The organism is Stenotrophomonas sp. CFBP 13718 (assembly GCF_014842145.1).
Taxonomy (GTDB): Bacteria; Pseudomonadota; Gammaproteobacteria; order Xanthomonadales; family Xanthomonadaceae; genus Stenotrophomonas.
Genome location: NZ_JACYVC010000012.1, coordinates 1 through 22,743 on the forward strand (window position 1 = coordinate 1; position 22,743 = coordinate 22,743).

Sequence of the window (22,743 nt, forward strand, 5' to 3'; positions counted from 1 at the left end):
CATTCCGCCGAGCATGGCTCGGCGCTACCCGGTGTCGCACGGTGATGGATTCCGCCGATGGCCGGCGTTGCCGGGGCCGCGGGGCGTTGTGGGAACGGTGGCGCCGAGCCACGCTCGGCGAGCGCAGCGGCGCCTTTCGTCCTCCCGCACGTAGCCGGCATTCCGCCGAGCACGGCTCGGCGCTACCCGGTGTCGCACGGTGATGGATCCATCGGTGGGCGGCGTAGCCGGGGCTGCGGGGCGTTATGGGAACGGTAGCGCCGAGCCGCGCTCGGCGAGCGCAGCGGCGCCTTTCGTCACCCCGCACGTGGCCGGCATTCCGCCGAGCACGGCTCGGCGCTACCCGGTGTCGCACGGTGATGGATCCATCGGTGGCCGGCGTAGCCGGGGCTGCGGGGCGTTATGGGAACGGTAGCGCCGAGCCACGCTCGGCGAGCGCAGCGGCGCATTTCGTCACCCCGCACGTGGCCGGCATCCCGCCGAGCACGGATCGTGCGCTACCACGGCACCACGCACGAGCCCTACCCGGTAGCGCCGAGCCACGCTCGGCGAGCGCAGCGGCGCCTTCGTCCGGGACCTTACTCTGCCCGGGTCATCGAATACGGGGCGTCGGCGCCCTGCCCTGGCCATGCGGTGTTGGGCTCGGCCTGCATCACGAAACGCAGCTCGCCGCCTGCCAGGATCTCATCGTGACGCAGGAACGCTCGCTGCAGCGGCGTGCCGTTGAGCGTGACGGACCCGACGTACGCGTGTCCGGCCTTCAATCCATCGGCGACGATGCGGAACGTCTTGCCATTTGGCAGATGCAACGCTGCCTTCGGCAGGAACGGCCGGCCGATGATGTACTCGCCACTGCCCGGTGCCACCGGATAGAACCCCAACGCCGTGAACAGGTACCACGCCGACATCTGTCCCAGGTCATCGTTGCCGGCCAGCCCGTCAGGACGGTCGGCGTACTGCGTGTCCATGATCTGCTTCAGGCGTGCCTGCGTGCGCCAGGGCTGCCCCGCGTGGGCGTACAGGTAGGCCACGTGATGGCTGGGTTCGTTGCCGTGTGCATACCAGCCGATGAGACCGGTGATGTCCTCCATGTGCTCGAACACCGACGGATCCACCTTCGCCTCGAACACTTGGTCCAGCCGGGCCAGCAGGGCGTCGGCCCCACCGTGTGCGTCGGCCAGACCCCGCACGTCCTGCGGCACATACCAGGAGTACTGCCATGCATTGCCCTCGGTGTAGTCGGTGCCGTAACCGCTCGCCGATGGATCAAACGGCGTACGGAAGCTGCCGTCGCGCTTGCGCGCCCGCATGAAACCCGTCTCCGCATCGAACGCATGTTTCCAGTTGCCGGCGCGCTTGTTGAAGGTCGCGGCCACGTCGCTGCGCCCCATCGCCTCGGCCATGCGGGCGATGGTCCAGTCGTCGTAGGCATATTCCAGCGTCTTGCTGGCCGCCTCGCCTTCTTCGTCGATCGGCACCCACCCCAGCTCACGATACTGCGCGATGCCATCGTAGGGGCCGTGGTTGGCGGTCGCGACCATCGCCTCCAGGGCCTTGTCCGCATCGAAGCCACGGATGCCCTTGAGGTACGCGTCGGCGATCACCGGTACCGCGTGGTAGCCGATCATGCACCACGTTTCCTGGCCATGGAACGACCACACCGGCAGCATGCTGTAGGGGCTGTGCTGCTGGTGGGCCAGCAGCGAATTGATGAAGTCGCTGTTGCGCTGCTCCGGCTGCACCAGGGTCAGCAGCGGATGCAGGGCGCGGTAGGTATCCCACAACGAGAACGTCGAATGGTGGCGGAAGCCTTCAGCGCGATGCACGGCATTGTCGGGGCCGCGGTACTGCCCATCCACATCCATCGACAATGTCGGGCCCAGCAGCGAGTGGTACAGCGCCGTGTAGGCACTGCGCTGGTCGGCGCGCGGTGCGTCGATGTCCAGGACGCCCAGCGCGTCGGTCCACTTCTTTCTGGCCTCGGCACGCACGCGGTCGAAATCGTAATCCGGTACCTCCGCATCCAGGTTGGCGATCGCGCCGGCCTCACTGACCGAAGAAATCGCGACCTTCACCACCAGCGGGCCCTGAAGCGTGCCGAAGTCGAAGGTGGCCACCAGCTGCCGTCCTTCGATCTGCGCCCGCTGCAACGGCGACCCGTGGCCCGGCGGCGGAAACCCCTTGTAGGCGATGTCCGTTTCCGTATTGTGCAGCGCATGCGCCTGCAGGGGCCGCGAGAAACGCAGGGCGAAGTACAGCTGCCGACCCGGCGCCCAGCCCCGCGTTTCGCGGAATCCGGTCACGGTGCCGTCGTCGCGTACCCGCAGGCGCGACCACAGGATCTTGCCGGGGTAGTCGTACAGGCTGGTGCGAAGGTCCAACAGCACCTTCGCTTCATCGCCCTTGGCGAACGCATACCGGTGCACACCGACGCGCTCGCTGGTGGTCAGTTCGGCGCGTACGCGATAGTCGTCCAGGGTGACCGCGTAGTAGCCGGGCTCGGCTTTTTCGTCGTCGTGCGTGAAGCGGGAGGCATAGCCACTACGCGGTTTCTCCGGATCGCCCCGCTCCAGGCCCGGATCGCCGGTGTACGGCATCAACAGCACGTCGCCCAGATCGGAATGCCCGGAGCCCGAGAAATGCGTGTGCGAGAAGCCGACGATGCTGGTGTCGTCATGGCGGTAGCCAGCAGCCCAGTCATAGGCTTTCTCGCGGGGCTGGATGCGGGTATCCGGACTCAATTGCACCATGCCGAACGGCACCGTGGCGCCGGGGTAGGTGTGACCCTCACCGGCCGTGCCGATGAACGGGTCCACCGCGGCGAACGCGCGCTCCCCGATCGTGGCTGCGCTGGTGAGGCTTGAGCCGGTGGCCAGGCAGATGCCCGCAGCCCAGGCCACCCAGTGACGCGTCACGCTGATTCCCATGGTCGGCATTTAGATCGATTCAGGAGAGTCGATCCTAGCATCACGAAAGCACGCCAGCATGTTGCACTGCCGCGCCTGCGCGCGACATGCCAACCTCAACGCCCCAACGTTGCCGCCAAGGCGTCGAGATCGTCTGCGACAGCGGGACGCACTACCCGGCCTACCTCCTGCCCGTCGCGCAGCAGGATCAACGTCGGCCACAGTTTTACGCTGAAGGAGCGACCCAGTGGCCGCCCCTTCCCATCTTCAACCCACTGATGCGGCACGCCGCGCTGCTGCACAAACGCTGCGACCAGCGGCTTGGCCAGTTGGCAGTGCCCGCACCAGGTCGCGCCAAACTCCAGCAGCAGCCAGCCGCTGCCCGCATCAATCTGCGCGCGGGTCGGTTCGCTGGCCATCGCGGTGTCAGGTGCGGTCTGCATGCTGTCAGCTCAGTGCGCGCTGGATGTCTTCCAGCGGTGCGTTGGTGAAGTCCTTCGCCAGGTCGCGTACGAGTCGCGACTGCACTTCTTTGTGCAGTTGCGGACGGATACGTCCCAGCGTCTGCGGGTCGGCGATCAGCACCAGGTGCGCATAGCGGTTGTTCAACGCATCATCGTTGAGCTGCTCGGCCAACTGCTTGGCAAAGGTCGCTTCGTTGAGCTGTGAAATGGTCATGTCTTTCGGCACCGCGCCCGACGGGCCTTGCCCGGATACACCGGCATCACTGACATCACGCAGCACCAGCTCATCCTGCTGCTTGAGCTTCAACTCCGTCTTGCTGCCGACGTTGGTGAACACGCGCGCAGAACCGCCGTCGGCCACGACGATCAGGGTACCTTCGGGAATGGGGGTGTGCTCGGTCATGGCGTGTGCTCCGCTTGAGGTGATCAGGAAAGTAGTCACCACCGTAGAGACACGGATGTAAGGATCCTGCGTGCCCGGTGTGTGCGTACCGTGCATTTCCCAACCTCAGCAGGCCGCGAAACGTGACGGGATGTCGCGCAGCGCGTGCACTTCAAGCGTGGGGGTCGCACTGCCGTCGTTCGGCAGCCGTGCGGGATTGAACCAGCAGCTGTCGATGCCGTAACGGTTCGCGCCCAGCACATCCGCCTCCAGGCGGTCACCGATGATGACCGTCTGCGACTTGACGAACCGGCGCGCCATCGCGGTGCTGAAGGCGAAGAAGCGCTCATCCGGCTTGGCGTGTCCACAGGCCTCGGACGTGGCAACGAAACTGATGCGATCTGCGAGGCCGGATACGGCGATGCGCCGCGACTGCACCTGCTCGATGCCGTTGGTGATGATGCCGATCTCGCCCTGCGCGGCCAATGCATCGCACAGCGCACGTGCGCCGTCGATCAGGACCACCGTCTGCGGCAGCCAGTCCAGATAGGAATCACTTGCCCTGCGCGGATCGGCATCGATGCCATGCAGCGCGAACAGCCGGCGGAAGCGCTCGACCTTCAGCACATCCTTGCTGATCTCACCTTGTTCCAGCGCGGCCCACAGCTCCCGGTTTATCCCCTGGTAGTCCGCAAACACCGCCTCTGCCGTATCGGGCACCCCAAGACTGGCGAGCATGCGCTTGAAAGAAAGCCGCTCCGAGGCCCTGAAATCCAGCAGCGTGTCATCCAGATCGAGCAGGAACAGGCGGTATTTCATGCGGTGCAGCGTGGTTCGTAGGAGCTGCAGGCTAGCACCCCGATGCGTGCGGTGCACAGGGCAACACCTACCACCGGGATGCCGCCGACGCTGTCAGATTTGCCCCTTGCTGGACGAGCACCGCTCCGCGAGGGCTGACGCAGCTGCGTCTGATTGGACAAAAAAAACACCCCGTCGTTGCCGACGGGGTGCCTGCGCGTTCGATGACCACGTGCGCTTGCGTGGATCAGGCCGCTTTAAGGACCTGACGATAATCGTCGTTACTGGCGATTATGGTTTTTGCGCCGGTAACGTCGGTCGCCTCCCGAGCTGTCCACGCTGATTACTCGCCACGTCGAAACCAATACAGCCCCTTCAGCTGAGCATTGGCCCCCCAATACTCACGTGGTGGAGCTGGCGGGACTCGAACCCGCGTCCGCAACGCCTCCTCTTTGCTTCATACAGCCATAACCCCGTTGCCAACGACTGCGTGAGGGTGCGTCCCGATACCGGCGACGCAGGGCTATTGAAACAGGCGCGGACGCACGCAGCTTTCAGGAATCGCGCATGGGGCTCAGTGGCGCCGCTGCCGGACCAACCCGGCCAGGGCGCGGGCGGTGCTCGCCGCAGCGGCCGGCTTCTGCAGGCGCACGCAGGCGGCCTCCATCCCGCTTTCGACGGTGTCGTCATAGCCGGTGACCACCACATAAGGCAGACCCGCCGCCTGCAGCGCCTTCATCAGGGACGCCTCTGCTCCCCGTCCGAGGTTGAGATCGACCACCGCAGCATCCACGTGGCCCGTGCACAATGCATGCAGCGCGGTGGCGGCCGACGAATGGGGGCCATCGACCTCGGCACCGGCGCTGCGCAGGGCCGCGGCGGTGTCGTGCGCCAGATAGAAATCGTCCTCGACCACCAGCACCCGGCAGCCGGCCAGCAGCGCCGCATCGCCCAGGTCGACCGATCCACCGCCCACGCCGGCACTGCTCGGCGCGTCGGTCTGCAGGATGCTGTCACGCTGGCGCAGGGGGAACGAAATATGCGCCTCGGTGCCGTCCGGGCTCATGCGCAGGTGGCCCTCTCCGTCCAGCTCGTACGGAATGCGCTCTTCCACCAGCGCCGTCCCGAAACCACGGCGACGTGGCTGCTGCCAGTCGTCGCGCGGCGCATGGGTCTCCCGCCAGCGCACGTCCAGCCACCGTTCCGGCCCCCCTTCGCGCAGCGACCAGGTCACGTCGACCCGCCCGCTCGGCTCGCGCAATGCACCGTGGCGTACCGCATTGCTGGCCAACTCATGGATCGCCAGCGACAGCACTTCGGCGGCCTTCGGTGGCACCACGGTCGATGGCCCACGCAGCACCACCCGCGACCCGGTCGCCGCGTGCGAGCCCAGTTCGTCGGTCAGCAAGGTGCGCAGATCGATGCCCACGTTCGCTGCACGCGTCAGCAGCGCCTGCGTGCGCGCAAGGGACATCACCCGGCCCGACAACCGCTGCGCATAGTCCTCCACGCTGGTCGCCGACTCGCGCGTCCGCAGCGTGATCGATCCGATGGTGGCCATGATGTTGCGGACACGGTGCTGCAGTTCGGCCACCAGCACGCTCTGGTGCTCGGTCCAGCGGCGTTCGTCGGTCACGTCACTGGATATTCCCGCGATGCGGGTCACCCGCCCCTGCGCATCGAACAGCGGAAAAACGGTGTCGCGGATCCAACGGAACTGGCCATCGGACGGCCGTAACACGCGGAATTCATGTACGCGCCGGGTGCCGTCGCGGACGTCGCGCAGCGTGCCGATCGCGGCGTCCCGGTCGTCGGGCACCACGCGTGCCGCCCACTCCCGCAGCTCGCAGGCCGCCTCGTCAGCGGCGATGCCGTACACCGCATCGAAGGCGGTGCTCTGCAGCTCGGCAGCCAGCGTATCGGCGTCGCGTATCCACAGCACATCGGACGAGGCCGCAGCAAACTGCCGGAAGCGCTCTTCATTGAGACGCAGGCGCTCGTTGCTCAGACGCAGCTCGGCCTCTGACCGTTCGCGCTCCACGCGCGCGACATGCTCGGCGGTGGTGTCGAACATGGTGACCAGCACGCCCTCGATGTCACCGTGACCGTCGCGCAGCGGGCTGTAGGTGATGGTGAACCAGACATCCTGCAGCGCGCCACGCCGGTGCAACGGATAGCATTTGTCGGAGAATACGAGGGTTTCGCCCTGCCACACCCGGTCGTAGATCGGCCCGTTGATGTGCCACACCTCGGGCCAGCACTCGGCGGTAGGCTGCCCCAGGCCGGCCGGATGCTTTTCCGCCATGATCTCGGCATACCCGTCGTTGTAGATCTGCAGCAGATCAGTGCCCCACAGCACGATCATCGGGAAGCCATGGGCCGCCATGAGATCCACCGTGGCCTGCAGGTGGGGCGGCCATACGGCCTGAGGACCCAATGGGCAGGCGGTCCAATCGTGCTGTCTGATGCGGTCGGCCATGCCAATACCGCTGCGGTCCTTCACCCGCGTGCCGGGCGCTCGTCGCTGGCCGTCGGTGCGGTACAGGGAGGGGTCCGTCTGGCTCGCCATGGGGGTGTCACCCACCCGGGATCGCAGTCGGCGGACCCATCGCGGTCTGCAGGATGCGCGTCAGCGCTTCCAGCCGGTAGGGCTTGCCGCAGCGCGGGGTGTCGGAGAAGCGCTCCGGCACGTTGTCGTCGTAGCCGGACGTGAGCACGAAAGGAATATTGCGTTCAGCAAGCCGGTCCGCGAGCGGGTACACCAACTCACCGCCCAGGTTGATGTCCAGCAGGGCACCGTCGATCTCCTGCTCGTCCACCAGCTCGCCCAGTTTTTTCAGGTTTCCAGCCGGGCCTACTACTTCCACACCCTGCATCTGCAGGTATTCCACGAGGAACATGGCGATGTTGTACTCGTCCTCGGCAACCAGCACCCGCTTGCCGTCCAGCCCGCCTGTGTCCTTCATCGTTCCCGTCACGCGTTCCTCCTGCTTGTGCGCGCGCTCGTTGAATGCGCTGCGCGGTGCTGCCATGGGTATGGGGTGGATGATGCTGCAGATGCAGGGCAACGCAACGTGAGGGATGGGTTCGGCAGCGGTGATTGCGCGATTTGCGTCAGATCACAGCGCCGTGGGCTCGAAACGAGGACGCTGTACGTCACCTCTGTCGAAAGGCGATATCCATGACTGCCGCCGCTCCGCTCGTGCCCGCCGCCGTCGCCCAGTCAACGACAAGCTTCCCCTTGCAGGTCATCAGCCTGACGGGCGCATGCTGGGAAGGGCGGGTGCGCGAAGCCAGCGTCCCCTGTGCAGAGGGGCGGTTGGGGATCATGGCAGGCCACCTGCCCCTGCTGGTGCCGTTGCGCGAAGGTCTGGTCCGCCTGTTTCCCGAGCAAGGCGAAACGCCCGTGGACATCCATGTGACCGGCGGCTACCTGGAGGTGCAGCCTGACCAGGTCATCGTGCTGGCCGACCTCGCTTCACGCAGCAGCGCACTGGACGCAGCACGTGCCGACGAAGCCCGCCAGCTGGCGACCTCGCCGCTGGCTGCGGCCCTCACCGACGACCGCTATGGTGCTGTGCACGCTGAACTGGTCGCCCACCTCGCCCACCTGCGCCGTCCGCTCCGCCATCGCTGAGCGGCCGCCAAGCCGATCACGACCCGCAGATAAGCGCGGTGACCGACTGGCGTGCCGATGCAGGTGGTTCAGCTGCTGCTGGCTGCGAGCAGGCAGAGGCTGTATGCGGGCATCAACCACACACCGGATTCGTCCGGCTGCAGCGCCACCTCCGGCGTCTGCAGCAGCACCTTGCGGAATTCGGCCTCGTGCAGGATTGCGCGGAACGGCTGCGGCTCGGCCTCTGCATTGATCAGCAAGGCCAGGCTGAGATGGCGACCGGTATCGCTCGCAGCGTTGTCCACGCTGTGCCCGTCGAGCACGATCACCAGCCCCCTGCCCTCGCTGTCGTGCCAGTCCGCCGGCTGCATGGGCGCGCCGTCGGGGCGCAGCCAGTGGATATCGCCCGCAAGGTCGCCTTCGCGCAGGAAGCGGTTCCTGCGCAGCAGGCCGTAGCGACGACGCAGGGCCAGCAGGCGACGCACGAACGCTGCCTGTGCCTGTGCCGGTGGCTGGCCTGCGCGTTCCCAGTCTATCCACGCCAGTTCGTTGTCCTGGCAATAGACATTGTTGTTGCCGCGTTGGGAGTGACCGAACTCATCGCCTGCCAACAGCATCGGCGTGCCCTGCGAAAGCAGCAGGGTGGCCAGCAGGTTGCGCATCTGCCGTGCACGCACGCCGCGGATCACCGGATCGTCGGTTTCGCCTTCCACGCCGTGGTTGCTGGACAGGTTGTGGCCGTGGCCATCACGGCCCTGCTCACCGTTGGCATCGTTGTGCTTGTGTGCATAGCTGACCAGGTCATGCAGCGTGAACCCGTCATGCGCGGTGATGAAGTTGATGCTGGCCGACGGTCGTCGGCCGTGGTGGTCGAACAGATCGGCCGAGCCGGTGAAGCGCGCGGCGAAGCCGGGCAGCTGTCCGCCGTCGCCACGCCACAGGGCACGCGCCGTATCACGGAAGCGGTCGTTCCACTCTGCCCAGCCGGGCGCGAACGCCCCCAGCTGGTAACCCCCCGGGCCGATGTCCCAGGGTTCGGCGATCAGTTTCACCTGGCTGAGCAACGGGTCCTGTCGCACGGCGTCGAGGAAGCTGCATGACGGATCGAAGCCGTGCTTCTCCCGGCCGAGGATGGTCGCCAGGTCGAAGCGGAATCCGTCCACCCGCATCTCGGTGACCCAGTAGCGCAGGGAATCCATCACCATCCGCAAGGCGCCGGCATTGGTCAGATCGAACGTGTTGCCGGTACCGGTATCGTTGATGTAGAACCGTCGGTCGTCGGCCAGCCGGTAGTAGCTGGCGTTGTCGATGCCCTTGAACGACAGCGTGGGCCCGAGCTCGTTGCCTTCGGCGGTGTGGTTGTAGACCACGTCCAGGATGACTTCCAGCCCGGCGTGGTGCATGCGGGCGACCATCTGCTTGAACTCGGCCACCGTACCCAGCGACAGATAGCGCGGGTGTGGGGCAAAGAAGCCGATGGAGTTGTAGCCCCAGTAATTGCGCAGCCCCTGCTCAAGCAGATGCTGGTCATCGATGAAGGCATGGACCGGCAGCAGCTCGATGGCAGTGACACCCAGGTGTTTCAGGTGATCGACCATCGCGTCGTGGCGCAGGGCGGAGAACGTGCCGCGGTCTTCAACGGGGATCGCAGGATGACGCATGGTCAGCCCGCGCACGTGGGCCTCGTAGATCACCGTGTGGTCCCACGCGGTGGCAGGCGCGCGTTCATTGCCCCAGCTGAAGGCCGGGTCGACCACCGCGCAGCGCGGCATGTAGGCGGCGCTGTCGCGCCGGTCGAAGCTGAGGTCACGGTCGCGGTGGCCGATCGTGTAGCCGAACAGATGGGGTGCCCACTTCAGCTCGCCGACGATCTGCTTGGCATAGGGGTCCAGCAGCAATTTGTTGGGGTTGAAGCGGTGCCCCGCTTCCGGCGCATACGGGCCGTGCACCCGGTACCCGTAGCGTTGCCCCGGCCGCGCATCGGGCAGGTAGCCGTGCCAGATCTCGTCGGTGTACTCGGGCAGCGCGATGCGTTCGCGCTCGCGGCCGCGCGCATCGAACAGGCACAGCTCGACCCGGGTGGCATGCCGCGAATACAGGGCGAAATTGACACCGAGTCCGTCCCACGTCGCGCCCAGCGGGTAGGGTCGGCCTTCGCGTACACGCGATGTCTGCGTCCACTTACGCGTGGCCATCTCCCGCCTCCGCCGTGACATCGGCGGGCGACGCAGCCGGATCGGGCTCGCTGTCGCGGACACCCTTCATGACGGTCATGTCGGCCTGGACCAGGCGCTGGGCCATGTGCCAGTGGCGCAGCTGCTGCCCATCAGGACGCCCTTCGGCTTCCCATATCTGGTGGGCCAGCGCCGCCGTGCGTTCGTCCCGTTCCTTATCGTCCACGTTCTTCTCCCGTTTCAGTTACCCATACCGCGACCGGGCCGCCATCCAGCAGTGCACCCGGTCGGTCAATGTCCGTCGACGCCAGGCGTCGCCCATCCAGCAGATTGCGCCACGGCCGTGCGCGCAACCGGTCGTCCATGTCCTGCAGTACCGCGTGGGACGGTCGGGCGCAGCGCAGGCCGTCCATTCCCTCCGCGCGCTCCAGCGCACCGCATCGGTCCACCAGCAGCAGCACGGCCTCGCCGTCGTGCTCCCGGAGCAGCGCCATGACCGCGTCATCGCCCTTCACTGCCAGCTGGCGAAGCGGTGCATGGCGGTAAAGGTCGGGATGGCGCGCGCGATGCTGCAGCATCGCCGCCAGCATCAGCGCCTTGGGCGCCCCGTCAGTCCATTCCTGCAGGCCAGCGGCCCACGGTGTCGTGTCGGTCAGCCACTCCCTGCGCTGCTCGTGGTCCACGGCGCGTCGGTTGTCTGGATCGACCAGGCTGAAATCCCATCCTTCGTTGCCCTGATACAGATCGGGCACGCCGGGGCAGCCCAGCTGCAGGGCGAGCTGCGCCAGACCCAGCCGCGCGCCCATCGGCGCGATACTGCGCACGAAGGCGTCCATCGCCGAACGCAGTTCGCCCGCCGCGGGGTGGCTGCCCAGCCACTCGATCCACTGCAGCGCGGCCTGTTCGGCCACTTCGTCCGGCGCAGACCAACGACTGACCCGTTTGCCCTCCCGCAACGCCTTGCGCAGCCAGTCACCGACCCGCTCGAAGTAAGCGGACTGTACGGCCTCGGCCCGCAGCGGCCAGCTGCCCAGCAGCGTCTGCCACAGCATCAGCGTCTCGGCGCCTGGCAAGGGACACGGGTGTCCCGCCTGTTCGGCCAGCGTGTTCCAGTGCGCCACCTGTTCCTGCCACACCGCCACATTCCAGCTGAGCGCGGCCAGCCGACAGCGCGCATCCGGGCCCCGTTTGTGATCGTGCGTGGCGACCGCCAGCAAGGCCTGCGGCCAGTGCGTGCCGCGTTCCTGCGCCAGGGCCACGAAGGCGGCGGGCGGCAGCGCGATGCGCGCGGGATCGCTGCCCACCTCATTGCGTGACAGCATGCGCGCATGTCGATAGAAGGCCGTGTCCTCCACGGCCTTCGCGTTGAGCGGTGCGGCCACCTGTTCGAAGCGGGTCCGCAGGGCGGCACTTTCCGGCGTGTCCGCCGCGAGCAGGCTGACGATGCGTTGCAGTGCACTGCGCTCGGCTTCATCCAGGCTGCCCGCTGCGGCCTCGCGGGCGCGTTGCATCCACCCGTGGTCGGCCTGCGAGCGCAAGCCGTGTGTGCGGTAAACCGGGAAGTGCACGTGCAGCGCGGATGTTGCCCGGGCGAACATGCCGGGGGTGAGGTCGGCAGTGGCTGCATCGTCCCCTGTCAGGGCCTGTAGTTGGCGCAGGAACCGATCCAGGTCAGGCCGCAACGAGCCGTCCAGGACCTGCTGGCGTGCCTGCCGCTGCACCGCATCGAAGTGGCGCGCATCCCGGCTGGCGGACTGCCACAGCGCCTGCAGGGCGGGTTCACTGCCCTCGGCATGCAGCACCGCACCCACCTGGTCCATGAAGTCATAACCGGTGCTGCCGTCACAGCACCAGTCTTCCGGCAGGGCCTCACCATCGGCGAGGATCTTTTCCACGTACAGGGTCAAGGTGCCCGGCGCCTGGCCTGCGGCCGCGCCTGCAGCGTCCAGTGCGAAGCGCAGCCGGCGCAGGTAGCCGGCGGGGTCGGCCAAGCCATCGACATGGTCGATGCGCAGGCCCTGCACGCGGCCCTCGCGCACCAGCCGGAGCGGCAAGGCATGCACTGCATCGAAGACCTCATCGCGCTCCACGCGCAGCGCTACCAGCCCGCTGATATCGAAGAAGCGGCGATAGTTCACCACGTCCGCGCCCGTGCGCCACCACGCCAGCCGATACGCCTGGCGCTGCAGCAGGTCATGCAGCCGCGCCGGCGATCGCCTGCACCGTTCGGTCCACGTTTCCCAGCTGTCCGCCGGTGCGGGATGGCTGAGTGGCGACAGCGGCAACCGCAGCTCGTGGTGCCGCAGTTCGGGGCCTTCGCTGCCCACCTCCAGGGTCACCGCACCTTCTGCCAGTGCGGCATCCAGCGGACGGTCCAGCACCGGCAACCACACCTTGCCTTCGCAGCCGGGCGCGTCCCACTCGATGTCGAACCAGTCGGCGTACGCGCTGCGACGACCGTGCCGAAGCACGTCGTGCCACCACGGATTCGCCGGGCTGGCCGCCATGTGGTTGGGCACGATGTCGAGCACGATGCCCATGCCGTGCGCCTGCGCGGCCTGGGACAAACGGGCGAACCCCGCTTCCCCGCCCAGCTCGGCGCTGATGCGGGTGGGGTCCGTGTTGTCATAGCCGTGGGTCGAGCCGGCGGCAGCCTGCGCCACCGGCGACAGATACAGATGACTGATGCCAAGACGGGCGTAATAGTCGACCTGTGCCGCTGCCGCGTCGAAGTCGAAACCCGCATGCAGTTGCAGGCGGACCGTAGCGCGTAAGGTGTTCATGGGGTGCTCTCTTTACCCCGCTGGCCCGCAAAGGCGGCGAGGCGCGCGCTGACCGCGCTTTCATCAAGGTGCAAGGGAACCCGTCGGCGCCAGTTCGGGTGTTCGCTGGTGGTGCCCGGCAGGTTCGGTTGTTCTTCCAGCCCCAGCGCATCTTCCAGCGGCAACAGGGCGAGGCGCGCCGGCGAGCGCGCCGTCAGCGCAAGGGCGTCGCGTTGCAGGTCGCCGCTGTCCAGGCCTTCGTCAGCGACCCGCTCGGCCAGCTGCTGCACGTCGCGTTGGCGTTGCTGCCGTGCCGTGCGGGTGGCGGATTCGTCGTTCCAGCCAAGCCGCTGTCGCCACGCCAGGTCGGTACCGCGCAACCAGCCGGCGAGCGGTGGCAGATCATGGGTCGAGGTCATCGCCACGGCGGTTTCGCGCCAGCGCGCTGGCGGCCACACGCCCTTCTCGTCACGGCTGAAGGCCAGCACGTCCAGACCCAGCACGCCCCGCGATGCGAGTGCGTCGCGGATGCCGGGCGGCACCACGCCCAGGTCTTCGCCGATCACCAGGCAACGGTGACGCCAGGATTCAAGCACCAGCAGGTTGAGCAGGTCGTCGAACGGCTGATCGAGGTAGACGCCTTGGCCGGCGCCCGCCCCCCGCGGCACGACCCACAAGCGCCGCAGTCCCAGGATGTGGTCGATGCGGACCCCGCCCCGCTCCGCCATGACGGCGCGCAGCAGGCTGATGAACGGCGCGTAGCCCTGCGCGCGCAGGGCCAGCGGCGAATAGCCGGTGATGCCCCACGCCTGTCCGTGCGGATTGAAGGCGTCCGGTGGTGCACCCAGTTCCAGGCCCCGCAGCACCGCATCGGCATTGGCCAGTGCCTCGATGCCGGACGGGTCGAAGCCCACGGCGAGGTCTGCGATCAGGCCGATCTGCATGCCCTCGCTGCGCACCTGCTGCTGCGCCTGGCGCCAGCTTGCCTGCGCCAGCCATTGCCCGAAAGCGAGCAGCGAAGCCGGCGTGCGCGACAACGCGGCCGTCTGCTGGCTCCAGTGCAGCAGATCATCGCCGAGCGCCTGCATTCCGGCTTCGATGGACTGCCATTGCGCGGGCTGCTGCGTCTGCAGCCACGCAGGCAACCGGCCGATCCACTGCCATTTCGCTGCAGCGGCGGCTGGCCAGTCGATCAGCGTCGCTGCTTCATGTCGTGCCAGCGTCTGATCGAGAACGGGGTCGGCATGCCGGACTGCGGCGGCGGCCTCGGCAAGCACCTGGACCGGTGAGGCGTGCACGGGCTCGAGCCAGCGGCGGTCACTGGGCGAATATGGGCTGTAGGCATCGGTGATCGGCATGCTGGCGTGGATCGGCGACAGTGCCATGGACGTAGCGCCGTGCAGGCGCAGCGCCCTGCCCCACGCAAGCGCACCGGTGCTGTCGCCTATCCCGCCATCGTCCTGGCCACGCAGACCCTGCACCTGCAGCGCAGCGCCCCACGGTCGCACGGACGCACCGGCGTGCGGGAACCACGCCTGTGCCGGCGATACGGCAACGCGTTGCTGCCGTCCGCCCTGCAGCCACGCGTAGTAGCCGGGCTGCAGCGGCGCACCCCAGCGGCCCCTGCTGTCACGCAGCGCCGGCTGCTCTTCACCGCTCTCGGCGCGCCAGAGGGCCGCAGCGTCGCCTGCACCCGGAATGATGAGCGGCTGACCGCATACGGTGGTCAGCAGCGGTGCGTCCGCTGCGCACTGCTCGGCTCCCCCTCGCAAGGTGGCCAGCACAGCGCCCAGCACCTCCGGCGAGACGGTCCGTTCGATGCCACTGACGTCGGTCCAGTGCGGATGCAGGCCAGCGTCCACCGCGCGGCGCTGGAGGTCAGCGTCGCCGGGTGCCGGGCGGCTCATGACGCCACCCAGTGCACGCGGATGCCGCCGCCGGCCGCGAGGTGCGCCGCCTGCGCATCACCCTGCGCACGCAGCACCTGGCCGTCGGGCAGGCTATGCGCAACGTCCGCTGGGCCGGCATTGAATGCCACCCACCACTGTCCTTCGGGCAGCTGCCAGCCGGCCTGGACGGCCTGCGGGCCCAGTACCCTGGCGCCCAGCGAGCGCGCATGCGCCAGCGCGGGTTGCAGGTAGCGCCTGCGCACGGCCAGCAGCGCCGCGAAATCTTCGATATGCGCAGCGGCCAGGGCATCGTCCGCCGGCGGCAGCGCGACCCGCGAGCGTTCAAACGTAGCAATCGCGTTGGGATCCGGTATGCGGTCCCGCTCGGACTGCGAAGAAAATGCCGCGAATCCGGCGAACTCGCGACGCCTGCCCTCGCGCACGGCCTCGTCCAGCGGCGGCGCGAAGTCGGTGAAGAACTGGAACGGCTGCCGCGCGTGCCACGGCTCCCCCATGAAGACCAGCGGCACCATCGGGGTCAGGAGGGTCAGCGCCTGGACAGCGGAGGCGACCGCCGGCGTCACCTGCGTGCACAGGCGATCACCGAAAGCACGGTTGCCGATCTGGTCATGGTTCTGCGCGAAGATCACGAAATGATCGGCCGACACATCCGCACTCGGCTCGCCACGCATCTCGCCCTTGTGGTTGCGCTCACCCTGCCAGCCAAACCCTTCGGCGAGCGAGCGAGCCAGCAGCTCGGCCGCGCGATCCGCGTAGTCCGCGTAATACCCCTCGCGTTCCCCGGTCACCATCACATGCAGGGCGTTGTGGTAATCGTCGTTCCACTGCGCCTGGAAGCCCGCGCGCAGCCAGTGGGCCTGGTTGCGCTCGTTCTCAAGCACAAGGTGGATCGGCCGATCCGCGCCGCAATGCGTGCGCACGCTGTGCTGCAGATCGGCAAGGAAATCGTTGGGTACGATGGTGTGCACCGCATCCAGGCGCAGGCCATCGAAGCGATACTCCTGCAGCCACATCAACGCATTGTCGATGAAGAAGCGGCGCACCTGCGGCTGCCGGAAGTCGATGGCTTCGCCCCAGGGCGTGGGCGCATCGGTGCGGAAAAAAGCGGACGCGTAGCGCGACAGCAGATTGCCTTGCGGACCGAAGTGGTTGTAGACCACATCCAGCAGCACGGCCATTCCCTGCGCGTGTGCGTCATCGACCAGCGCCTTGAGCGCATCGGGATGGCCGTAGACTTCGGCCGGAGCGTACGGGAACACCCCGTCGTAGCCCCAGTTCCGGCGTCCCGGGAACTGCGCGACGGGCATCAGCTCCAGCGCCGTGATGCCCATCGCGGCCAGCGCAGGCAGTTGGGTGCGCAGGCCCTCGATGCCCCCACTGCAGCCGAGATGCACTTCGTAGATCACCAGCTCGTGCCACGCGCGACCTGTCCACCCGCTTTTCCACGCATGCCCGTCGACGGGCAGCAGCGCACTTGCGCCCTCTACCCCGTGCGGCTGCCAGCGCGACGCTGGGTCGGGCACCTGCTCGTCGCCATCGATCCGGTACCGGTACGGCGCACCGGCGCTGCCGGCGGCGTCCACGCTGAAGCACCCGTCCCCCTCCCCGTGCATCTGCAGCAGATCGCCGTCCAGCACCAGCGCGACCTCGCGTGCATCCGGTGCCCACACGCGGAACTGATAACACCCGTCGCCGATCGGCCATGCGCCGAGGCGCCCCGCGACCGCTACGCTCATGCGTCGACCTGCAGGTACAGCGTGGACAGGGGCGGCAGTGTCAACTGCAGCGAATGGGGTTGGCCGTGCATCGGCTGGGCCTGCGACTGCAGCACCCCGCTGTTGCCGAGATTGCTGCCGCCGTAGAACATGCTGTCGCTGTTGAGGACCTCGCGCCAGCGACCGCCCTGCGGCACGCCGACCCGGTACCCGTGGCGCGGTACCGGGGTCATGTTGCTGACCACCAACAAGGGCGGCGCCAGACCATGTGGATCATGACGGATGAAGGCCAGCACGCTGTTGCGGTGATCATCCCCGACGCTCCACGCGAAGCCGCGCTCGTCCTGCTCGTCGCGGTGCAGCGCGGCCTGCGACCGCAGTACCCGGTTGAGATCGCCGACCAGGCGCGCGACGCCTTGGTTCAGCGGCCTGCCGGCCTGTTCCCAGTCCAGCGATGCGTCGTGGTTCCACTCGTGGCTCTGGCCGAACTCGCCCCCCATGAACAGCAGTTTGCTGCCGGGGTGCGCCCACATGAGCGCGTAATACGCACGCAGGTTGGCGAAGCGCTGCCATTCGTCGCCTGGCATCCGCAGCAGCAACGACCCTTTGCCGTGCACCACTTCATCATGCGACAACGGCAGCACGTAGCGCTCGGAAAACGCATAGACCAGGCCGAAGGTCATTTCACTGTGGTGATGGCACCGGTGGATCGGATCGTGCTGCATGTAGTTCAGCGAATCGTGCATCCAGCCCATGTTCCACTTGTGGCTGAAGCCCAATCCGTCCTGCGCTACCGGCGCGGTCACGCCCGGCCACGCAGTGGATTCTTCGGCGATCACCATCACCTGCGGATGGCGCTCCAGCAGCGTGGCATTCATCCGCTGCAGGAAGGCCTTCGCCTGCAGGTTCTCGCGCCCGCCGTACTCGTTGGCGACCCACTCGCCCTCGTTGCGGCTGTAATCGCGGTACAGCATCGAGGCCACTGCATCCACGCGCAGCCCATCGATGTGGAAACGTTCGATCCACTCCAGGGCACTGCCCAGCAGGTAGCCGGCCACTTCATTGCGGCCGTAGTTGTAGATCAGCGTATGCCAGTCCTGATGGAAGCCTTCGCGCGGGTCGGCGTGCTCGTACAGTGCCGTCCCGTCGAAGCGTTCCAGCCCGTGTGCATCGGTCGGGAAATGGGCACTCACCCAGTCCACGATCACGCCGATCCCGGCCTGGTGGCAGCGGTCGACGAAGCGGGCGAAGTCGGCGGGGCTGCCATGGCGCGCGGTCGGCGCATAGATGCCCAGTGGCTGGTAGCCCCACGAACCACCGAAGGGATGCTCGCTGACCGGCAACAGCTCGATATGGGTGAAGCCGAGATCGTGTACGTGCGGAATCAGGCGGTCGCCCAGCGCATTCCAGTCGTACGCACCGCCGTCGGCGTCGTGCTGCCAGGAGGCCGCGTGCACTTCATAGATGGACAACGGGCGATGTTCGTTGCGGCTGCGCTGCTGCATCCACGCATCGTCGTTCCAGCCGTGCGGCTCCATCGGGGCGACGCGTGAAGCCGTCGCGGGTGGCAGTTCGGCCCAGCGCGCCATCGGGTCCGCCTTGTCCGCCAGCACATGGCCGTCCGCGCCGGTGATACGGAATTTGTAGCGCGCGCCGACCTGCACCCCCGGGATGAAGATCTCCCAGACGCCGGCCTCATGGCGCAGGCGCATGGGATGGCGACGTCCATCCCAGCTGTTGAATTCCCCCACCACGGCGACACGCCGCGCATTCGGGGCCCACACCGCGAACCGCACGCCATCGATGGCATCGACCTGCTGCGGCAGCGCACCGAGCGCGCGCATCGCCTCGCCGTCACCGGCCGCGACGCCGCGCAGCGCGGTATCACTGAGCAGGGGCCAAAAGCCATACGGATCATGCACGATCTGCTCGCCATCGGGCCACTGGATGCGCAGCAGGGCCAGCCCCGCGTTGGGCACCTCTGCCTGGAACAAGCCTTCGCCCTGCACCGCGGACAGGCTGACCTCGGTCGCCTGGCCGGCGATGCGCGCATGCACCGCGCGTGCGCCCGGCAGCAGCACGCGCAGTACATGGCCGCCGCGTCCATCGCCATGCACGCCGAGCCAGGCAAAGGGGTCCGCCGGCTCGCCCCGCAGCAGCGCGGTCAACTCGGCCGGCAGGTGCGCCGCGGGCTCGTTCGGTTCATCGGGCTGCGGGTTGGCAGGATGCAGGGTCGCGTCCAGCGCCATCATGCAGCCACCTGCCGGGCCTGGCGGTACAGATCCAGGTATTGGCGCCCGGCGATGTCCCAGCCGCTGGGCCGCAGCATCGCGGCGCGCTGCATGGACTGCAGCAAAGCGGGCATGCGGAACGTACGCAGTGCGCGCTCGACGCAGCGGCGCATCACGTTGGCCGTCGGCTCGTGGAACAGGAAGCCGGTCACCCCGTCATCGACGGTATCCACCAGGCCGCCGGTAGCGTGGGCGATGGGCAGGCAGCCGAAGCGCTGGGCGTACATCTGGCTGAGGCCGCAGGGTTCGAAGCGGGAAGGCATCAACAGGAAGTCCGCGCCCGCGAACATCTGCCGCGCCAGTTGTTCATCGAAGCCGATCCAGGCGCCGACCTGGCCGGGAAAACGCTGGGCCAGCGCGCGCACTTCGTCCTCGACCTGCGGCTCGCCGCCGCCGATGACGACCAACTGGCCACCGGCCGCGACGATCTGCGGTGCGACGTCGCAGGTGATGTCCAGGCCCTTCTGGTGCACGAGGCGACTGACCACCGCGAACAGCGGACCGTCACTGTCACGCAGGCCGAAGGCCCGACGCACGCTGGCCGCGTTCTCCGCCCGGCCGTCGCAGGCCTGCACGCTGAAATGCGCGGACAGGTGCCGATCCGAGCGCGGATCCCAGCTGGCGTCGATGCCGTTGACGATGCCACTGAGGTGCCCGCCTGCCGCGCGGCGTGCCAGAAGTTCGTCCAGCCCGCAGCCATCGGCCGGCGCGGTGATCTGCTCGGCGTAGCGCAGGCTGACGGTGTTCAGGCGCGTGGCATTGACGATGCCCGCTTGCAGGTAGGACATGTGGCCGAAGAAATGCATTTCTTCCAGATGTTCCGCCGGTACGCCGATGGCCTCGGCCAGCGCATACGGGAACAGTCCCTGGTAAGCGAGATTGTGGATGGTCAGCAGGGTTGCCACCGGCGTGGCATCCCAGCGCACATACGCCGCTGCAAGCGCCGTCGGCCAATCGTTGAGATGCAGCAGGCCCGGCGTCCAGTCCATGCCGGTGCGGCCGGCCGCGATCTCCGCGGCGGCGTGCGACAGGGTCGCGAAGCGGATCGCATTGTCTTTCCACTCCTTGCCGGCTTCATCCACGTAAGGCGAGCCTTTGCGATCGAACAGCGGCCCGTTCAGCAGCACGTAGATCGGCAGCCCATCGGACTGCAGGGCACGACCAATCCGACTGGCCGGCAGATGGCCACGCGGTGCCACACTGCCGACCACCTCGATCGTCGGCAGCCGCGCCAGCACGTCCGGGTAGCCCGGAATCAGGACGCGCACATCACACGCACCCCGCAACGCGCGCGGCAGCGAGGCGGCGACATCGCCCAATCCGCCTGCCTTGATGAAATCGGCCATCTCCGAGACAACGAACAGGACCGGCTCACCGCATTCCACGACCGTCATGGCCGGGGTGAAGCGTCCACGCAGGTCGCGCTGGCGCGAGCGCTGGCTCGCCTTGCGCGCGCTGGAGAGGGATTGCGGGCGTTTGAACGGGGGAATGCTGCTCATGGGGCGTGCTCGATGGGGCGTGCAGGTGGGTGCACCCTGCAGCCCGGGGGAGCTGCGTGGTGGTTATCGGAATCGGCGCGGGCGTGGGGGACGCTGGCGAAGCTCTTGGGTTGAATCTATACCCCCTATCAATCAACCCTCCGTGAAAACAAAGAGTTGTCTTTGTGACAGTGTGTGATGTGCGCCGAAGCGGGACGCATGAGCACGCCACACCGCCCTGAATGGCGCGCTGTCACAACGCGCTTTTCAAGTGGATTCCGTGCGATCGCGACCCTCCGCCGTGCCGTGGCGCGGATCACTTAACCGTTCATGCGGAGGCGCCGGTCACGGTTCGTCGCGATAGGTGGTGATGCTGATCTTGCCCGATGTTTCCAACATCGCCAGTTCGATGTCGGCATGCGCGCGACACCCCTGCGCGCGCATCGCCACATCCAGGTCGGCCGGTGACAGGTTGCTGTGCTTGAGCTGATTCCAGAACACCTGGCCGTTGCGTACCAGCACCACGGGGGCGCCCTCGACCAGCCGGTCCAGCCCGCGGCTGCGTGCGGTCGCGAAGCCGACCAGCCAGTTCAGCGACAACAACGTGGCCGCGAGGATCAATCCCCCCAGCAGTGAGCTGTCTTCGCCGATCAGCGAGTTCTGCACGGCGTTGCCGAGCAGCACGATCACCAGTACATCGAACGCGGTCGACTGGCCGAGCGAGCGTTTGCCGCTCAACCGGGTCATCAGCAGCACCACCACGTAGACCGCCACGGCACGCAGGATGAACTCCCACCAGGGCATCGTCAGGTGCCACAGATCGTCCACGTGTATCGCTCCCGCACCTTGGTGATGCAGGTGTTCTAGAGCAACCGATGTGCGTGCGCCGTGCACGCGCCGGGCTCAGTCAGCGGTGACCGAGCCGTCTGCCAGGTGCACGACCTGCTGCCCGAACATCGCCACATCCTGGGGATCGTGGCTGATCAGCAGGAGCGGAATGCCCGTCTGTGCCAGTACGCTCTTCAGCTCACTGCGCAGGTGGTCTCTCAGGTCGTGGTCCAGGGCCGCGAACGGTTCGTCCAGCAACAAGGCGCGTGGCCGGGTGACCAGTGCGCGCGCGAGCGCGATCCGCTGCCGCTGCCCGCCGGACACCTGCGCCGGATACAGATCGCCCAGCCGCTCTATCCGCAACAGGCGCAACCAGTGCGCAACGTCGGCATCGCGGGTATGGCGGCGCGGGTTCAACCAGCCACGCTGGAGCCCGAAGGCGACGTTCTGGCGCACGGTGAGATGGGGAAACAGCGCATAGTCCTGGAACACGTAGCCCAGGCGGCGCTCGCGGGCCGGCAGGCAGATCGATGCGGCCGCATCGAACACCACCTGCCCATCGAGCACGATGCGTCCGGTGTCGGGCCGCAGCAGGCCGGCGATCGCCTTCAGCGTCAGGCTCTTGCCCGCACCGGACGGTCCGAACAGCACCAGCTGCCGCTCGCTGGCCTGCACCTGCACCTGCAGGTGGAAATGCTGCCCGGCCGACTGCAGGTGGCGCTGGATGTCCGCCTCAAGCCACATCACGCATCTCCTGCCGGCGGCTGCCCACCAGTCGCGCTGCCAGCAGCAGCACGACAATGCACACCACCGACGTCAACAGCACCAGTGCGTTCGCACGGCCATCCTGTCCGGCCTGCACGGCTTCGTAGATAGAAATGGACAGGGTCTGGGTGCGACCCGGAATGCTGCCGGCGATCATGATGGTGGCGCCGAATTCCCCCATCGCACGGGCGAACGCCAGCAGCAACCCGGCGAGGATGCCGCGCCACGCCAGTGGCAGGGTGATCCGGAAGAACACGGCTGCCTCGCTTGCGCCGAGCGTGCGTGCGGCCTGCTCCAGCTGCCCGTCGACACCCTCAAAGGCCGCCCGCGCCGGCTTGAACACCAGCGGCAGCGCGGCAACGGCCGCGGCGATCACCGCCGCCTGCCAGGTGAACACGAGGTTGATGCCGAAGCTCGATTGCAGCCAGCCACCCAGCGGCCCGTTGCGGCCGATCAGCACCAGCAGGTAATAGCCGAGCACGGTGGGTGGCAGCACCATGGGCAGGGTCAGCAGAGTGTCCAGCAGTTCGCGGCCGAAGAAACGGCGGCGCGCCAGCAGCCACCCCAGGCCCACGCCGAGGAAGAGGTTGATCGCGGTCGCCCAGCCTGCCACCTTCAGCGACAGGCCCAGCGCACTCCAGTCCAGGTCGATCA

General features: G+C 67.5%; 17 protein-coding genes. 1 reads left to right on the plus strand and 16 read right to left on the minus strand.

Translation table 11 applies throughout. The features are described 5' to 3' along the window. Positions 1-578: 578 nt before the first annotated feature. The 6 genes from IFT58_RS16005 to IFT58_RS16030 form a co-directional block, all read right to left on the minus strand. Complete coding sequence (locus tag IFT58_RS16005) at positions 579-2,936, minus strand: GH92 family glycosyl hydrolase (protein WP_192096086.1); 2,358 nt, start codon at positions 2,934-2,936, stop codon at positions 579-581. A gap of 86 nt (positions 2,937-3,022) precedes the next feature. Next, complete coding sequence (locus IFT58_RS16010; RefSeq protein WP_192079611.1) at positions 3,023-3,349, minus strand: thioredoxin family protein; 327 nt, start codon at positions 3,347-3,349, stop codon at positions 3,023-3,025. A 4-nt stretch (positions 3,350-3,353) separates the two neighbouring features. Then, on the minus strand, positions 3,354-3,773 hold the full coding sequence (locus IFT58_RS16015) for a host attachment family protein (RefSeq protein WP_192079614.1): 420 nt from the start codon (positions 3,771-3,773) through the stop codon (positions 3,354-3,356). Between the two features lie 105 nt (positions 3,774-3,878). Beyond that, on the minus strand, positions 3,879-4,571 hold the full coding sequence (locus IFT58_RS16020; RefSeq protein ID WP_192096088.1) for a YjjG family noncanonical pyrimidine nucleotidase: 693 nt from the start codon (positions 4,569-4,571) through the stop codon (positions 3,879-3,881). A gap of 553 nt (positions 4,572-5,124) precedes the next feature. Further along, on the minus strand, positions 5,125-7,119 hold the full coding sequence (locus IFT58_RS16025; protein WP_192096090.1) for an HWE histidine kinase domain-containing protein: 1,995 nt from the start codon (positions 7,117-7,119) through the stop codon (positions 5,125-5,127). Between the two features lie 7 nt (positions 7,120-7,126). Further along, positions 7,127-7,582, minus strand: a complete 456-nt coding sequence (locus IFT58_RS16030) for a response regulator (protein WP_249404986.1) — start codon at positions 7,580-7,582, stop codon at positions 7,127-7,129. A 149-nt stretch (positions 7,583-7,731) separates the two neighbouring features. Between IFT58_RS16030 and atpC the strand changes: the two genes are divergently transcribed. Further along, entirely contained in the window at positions 7,732-8,187 is a 456-nt protein-coding gene (gene atpC, locus IFT58_RS16035) for an ATP synthase F1 subunit epsilon (RefSeq protein ID WP_192096092.1), read from the plus strand. 68 nt (positions 8,188-8,255) lie between these two features. Here the strand turns inward: atpC and glgX are convergent, their stop codons facing one another. The 10 genes from glgX to modB form a co-directional block, all read right to left on the minus strand. Then, on the minus strand, positions 8,256-10,382 hold the full coding sequence (gene glgX / locus IFT58_RS16040; RefSeq protein WP_342029573.1) for a glycogen debranching protein GlgX: 2,127 nt from the start codon (positions 10,380-10,382) through the stop codon (positions 8,256-8,258). Then, on the minus strand, positions 10,348-10,566 hold the full coding sequence (locus IFT58_RS16045; RefSeq protein WP_192079624.1) for a DUF2934 domain-containing protein: 219 nt from the start codon (positions 10,564-10,566) through the stop codon (positions 10,348-10,350). Before IFT58_RS16045 ends, glgX begins: the two co-directional genes overlap by 35 nt. Next, entirely contained in the window at positions 10,556-13,123 is a 2,568-nt protein-coding gene (treY, locus tag IFT58_RS16050) for a malto-oligosyltrehalose synthase (protein ID WP_192096096.1), read from the minus strand. The genes IFT58_RS16045 and treY overlap by 11 nt, the downstream gene beginning before the upstream one ends. After that, complete coding sequence (malQ, locus tag IFT58_RS16055) at positions 13,120-15,009, minus strand: 4-alpha-glucanotransferase (protein WP_192096098.1); 1,890 nt, start codon at positions 15,007-15,009, stop codon at positions 13,120-13,122. The genes treY and malQ overlap by 4 nt, the downstream gene beginning before the upstream one ends. After that, positions 15,006-16,748 carry a malto-oligosyltrehalose trehalohydrolase gene (gene treZ, locus IFT58_RS16060; RefSeq protein ID WP_192096099.1) on the minus strand — a complete coding sequence of 581 codons (1,743 nt, stop codon included), beginning with the start codon at positions 16,746-16,748 and terminating at the stop codon, positions 15,006-15,008. The genes malQ and treZ overlap by 4 nt, the downstream gene beginning before the upstream one ends. Next, entirely contained in the window at positions 16,745-18,979 is a 2,235-nt protein-coding gene (gene glgB, locus IFT58_RS16065; RefSeq protein ID WP_192096101.1) for a 1,4-alpha-glucan branching protein GlgB, read from the minus strand. The genes treZ and glgB overlap by 4 nt, the downstream gene beginning before the upstream one ends. Further along, positions 18,976-20,517, minus strand: a complete 1,542-nt coding sequence (glgA, locus tag IFT58_RS16070; protein WP_274602774.1) for a glycogen synthase GlgA — start codon at positions 20,515-20,517, stop codon at positions 18,976-18,978. The genes glgB and glgA overlap by 4 nt, the downstream gene beginning before the upstream one ends. A gap of 324 nt (positions 20,518-20,841) precedes the next feature. After that, positions 20,842-21,324, minus strand: a complete 483-nt coding sequence (locus IFT58_RS16075) for a YetF domain-containing protein (protein WP_192096103.1) — start codon at positions 21,322-21,324, stop codon at positions 20,842-20,844. Between the two features lie 75 nt (positions 21,325-21,399). Beyond that, entirely contained in the window at positions 21,400-22,068 is a 669-nt protein-coding gene (locus tag IFT58_RS16080; protein WP_192096104.1) for an ATP-binding cassette domain-containing protein, read from the minus strand. Further along, the gene (gene modB, locus IFT58_RS16085; RefSeq protein WP_192096198.1) at positions 22,058-22,741 is read right to left on the minus strand and encodes a molybdate ABC transporter permease subunit; all 684 of its coding nucleotides are present in this window, start codon (positions 22,739-22,741) and stop codon (positions 22,058-22,060) included. The genes IFT58_RS16080 and modB overlap by 11 nt, the downstream gene beginning before the upstream one ends. Positions 22,742-22,743 lie beyond the last annotated feature (2 nt).